General features: G+C 38.7%; 2 protein-coding genes. Both read left to right on the top strand.

Annotated elements, in window-relative coordinates:
- Positions 1-541: 541 nt before the first annotated feature.
- Entirely contained in the window at positions 542-745 is a 204-nt protein-coding gene (locus tag FTV32_RS16065; RefSeq protein ID WP_180029099.1) for a hypothetical protein, read from the top strand.
- A gap of 1,792 nt (positions 746-2,537) precedes the next feature.
- Positions 2,538-3,614 carry a hypothetical protein gene (locus FTV32_RS16060; RefSeq protein ID WP_225531288.1) on the top strand — a complete coding sequence of 359 codons (1,077 nt, stop codon included), beginning with the start codon at positions 2,538-2,540 and terminating at the stop codon, positions 3,612-3,614.
- The last annotated feature ends 95 nt before the right edge of the window (positions 3,615-3,709 follow it).

Below are 3,709 nucleotides of genomic sequence, written 5' to 3'. Positions count from 1 at the left end.
CATTTCGCCCCCACTCACCTAACATTTCGCCCCCACTAACCTAACATTTCGCCCCCACTTAAAGTCAAAAACCTAACATTTCGCCCCCACTTAAAGTCAAAAACCTAACATTTCGCCCCCACTTTAGTGTCTGAAACACTGATATAGCAATACATTGAGACTGGCCGTAAAGCTTTTTAAAAGCTTTTTAAAAGCTATTAAAAGCTTTTAATAAAGCTTTTAAAATTAGTAAATGAAAAAATAAATGAAAAATTGCCCTTGGTTTTCGCTACGCTCAAACTCTATTGAATCTCGCTTTCGCTCGATTCGTGGGGCAATTTTTAGTTAATATTCTTGTTACTTTAAGAAAAGGCAAAAGCAACTCGGAATTCGCTTCGCTCATAAGTTTTTTATGCTCGCTTCGCTCGGTCTAGGTGCAAAGATCAGCATGTGATCTACTTTCAATTTGTTGAAGCAAATATTTTAAAAAGCAGTTTTTCAGGGAGTCTAGGCGCAAATTTTCGTTGTGTCGCTCGTAGACACTCGCTAAAGAGGATCTGAGATGAGCAAAGATAAAAAAGATGAAGATTTGGTTTCTCTCTCGATGAAGAACTTCAACAAACCACGATGGTTTAGAGCCAATGAAGATGGTGTCTTTTATGAAGTAACTTGGGAGGAGTTCTTTAAAAACCATGATGACCCAACAGGGTTAGAAGATTTTATGACAGATCGAGAGCAAGATACACCAAGAGATGTGGATTTATAGCGCATGGTTTGCTGTATTTGGCGTTTTATTGGTCATTCCTATTCTACCTATAGGTTTTAGTTTAAAGTGCCTTAAAACGCAAATGGTGAGCATTTAGACAACCCACCTCGTTTCGATATTCTGTTGGCAAGAATATCCGAGGGGGTCTAAAAAATGCTTATAACGTATGCACCGTAAAATTTTGTCGAAGTGCCGATTGCCAACCAACCAACACCAAACTTTAAAACGCTAATTTTATTCATAAAATCAGAAAATATTTATCCTATGGTGGATAACAACCTCGAAAAACTATGTCTTCAGAAGTTTAGTTTAGTCCGAGCGACCAACTCGAACAGCAGGGGAGACCAATCCCCCTTTAACCTTTTTGACTCTCCTGTGGCTTTAAATCCACAGCCTTCAAGCACTATGACCATGCAGGAAGTAACACACTCAACTACAGTCCCCTATAGCCTCAACATCACTCTTTCGCAAAACCACGATTCCCTTAACAAGCCATTTCTGACAACGGTAGCTATGGTTTTTTAACCAACTTTTGATAAAACAACTCAAAAGAAAATTCTTATGGATTATCAATTTTACCTGTAATTATAGATCACTATCTATTTTACAAATAAAAACAACAACTTATTCAGAATTATTACAGTACAACTTCGGCAAAAATCTGCCTTATATGCGCTACTAAAGATCGCTCCAACACATCTATGCCGATAACTTAAAATAAGTTATTCAAATACTTAGGTGACAAAACCTAATGACATAAAAGTGCGTCCCAAGTTATCTTTTGAAGTCTTAACAAGCAGTACGCCCATCCACTAATTTTCTAAACCTTTTCCTTGCTTTTCGGTACGCAGTTCCAAAATACCGATTCCGCAGCTTAAAAAATATCATCATGGGTAGAACACTTACTTAGCACAGTCGATGAGGATTTCTCCCCACCTTTAACACGTTTAAGCTATACATCGACCTTTCGAGCCAAAATGGAATGTCATCACGACAAATTCACCACCTGACCCAAAAGTGCCACTCTCGCCAGCTTTCACCTTGATCGCCTGTACCCTCTCGAATACCGCAGAAGCCATCGTGTGTGCCACGCACCTCGCCAAACCATAAAGATTCAGCGAAGAACGGTAGTTATTAACGCTACTCTCCATCTATGGATTTCACTCACTATTTCTTCAAAAGCAGGATTTCAGCCCTTTCAGCCTAGAATGGGGTTTAACCCATTCGCCACCTTTCGGTGATTCCGTTTCCTTGTCGCCCAACTTCAAGAACCAACAATGAAGTGGATTGAGTAGAATTTGAGGGTAGGCAAAAGCCACCCCTCATCAGCCCTCATCAAAGCGTACCGAGCTACGTTTCCGCAGCAGTCCGCTTCGTCAAGCAGTTTTCAGGCTGTCAACCTTTCCACTGTGAGCTGTTGAAAATCAAAATTTTTAGTGTGCCTAACGGCACACTAAAAAACGGTTAGGTCTTTTAGGTGCGTTGGTCAGACACACTTCACAACTGATGAGAAAATCATAATGCACAAAAAATATGCTGTCTAGGTGCGTTCGCATGGAACTACTTATTACCCTCTTACAAACACCGTCTAGAAGTCCTTAAAACTTGCTTCGCAAGTTCACCATAGCTTCGCTATGGAAAAAGCAAAAAACAGCTAAAAACCAAAAATCCTTTTACTCGATTACAATGCTAGTTTTTGATCAAAAAACAGCGTATTTTGTGAATTAACCCTTGATAACAATGATTGGAAATATTTTGGATGATAATTTTTAGTCCACACACAAAATTTACAATGCAACGGCTCGCTGACCATGTTGCCAATGGCGCATATTTTTATTTCAGCTTTGAGTACGACAGTTCTAAGAAATCCATTGAATCCGTTTTGGATAAGATGACAGAGCGTTATGAGTTGGGTATTTCACCAAGACAGCGTTCTTACCGCCTAGAAAAGGGTCATCCTATTTGCACGATGATCGTGCAAAGAGATGTCTTTAATGAAAATAAATGGTTTCTGTATTGCTTATTCACTACGCCTACAAGTAGAGATTTCAATACTTTCAACGGTATTGAGATTAATAAACTTGCCAAAGAGTCGGAGCGTTTGAAGATTCAGACTCTTAAAGAGAAGTACAAAGGCTTTAAGTGGGATCTTGATTCGATCTCAGCAGAAAAGACCTTGATTGCAGACTACTTCAAAGATAATGAGCCAAAACAATTTGTCTTAAAAAATCCAATTGCTGTCAAACCTACTGCCCTGGTGACTATGGAGCTTTTTAGAGATACGCATAAGACTTATAAACAGCTCATCTTGGGTGATGAAAAAGACTACAAAGACAGAGTAAGGGCTTATACGTGGACTTGGCGATATACAAAGCAAAGTATTGAAAAAATTAAAACTAAATTTACTGATTCTATTAATAAATTGGCTAGTCAAAAAAATAGTTCTCTAGCAGAGAAGAACCGAGCCGACATTAAAAATCTATTCCTGATGGTTGAAACATGGTCTGTTTTCAAAGCAAGCCGTTCCCAAGCAGGGCAGATTATCCATTTTGCACAGCGTTTTTTAAAGTACAGGTCTAAGAAGCAGAAAACATGGATGCAGATGGAAATTGCTACACCACACTTGACCTATCTACCCCGATTGCCGACCTATGCGGATACGATCCATGAATATAATTACAGACGTAATCTTTTTGATGAATATGGTGTGGAAGTGCCTTTGAAACTCATTAAAGACTACTATGGTGGTGGCTATTACAACATACCGATTCAAGCCTATGTAGCTAAAGAATTAGAAATGCGTGAGAATGGCAAAGCCATTGCTCAAAAAGCGGATGAGCTTTACTTACAAGTGCTTGAAAATGAGTAAATCCGCTAAGAGAAGCTATTAAATACGGACTTTGAATAGGTTCTAACATGCAAATTTCGTATAAGAGATTTTATGTTAAATTTTTTATATCAAAA

This window comes from Acinetobacter sp. YH16032 (assembly GCF_013417345.1).
GTDB lineage: Bacteria > Pseudomonadota > Gammaproteobacteria > Pseudomonadales > Moraxellaceae > Acinetobacter.
This window is presented reverse-complemented; position numbering and strand designations above follow the sequence as displayed.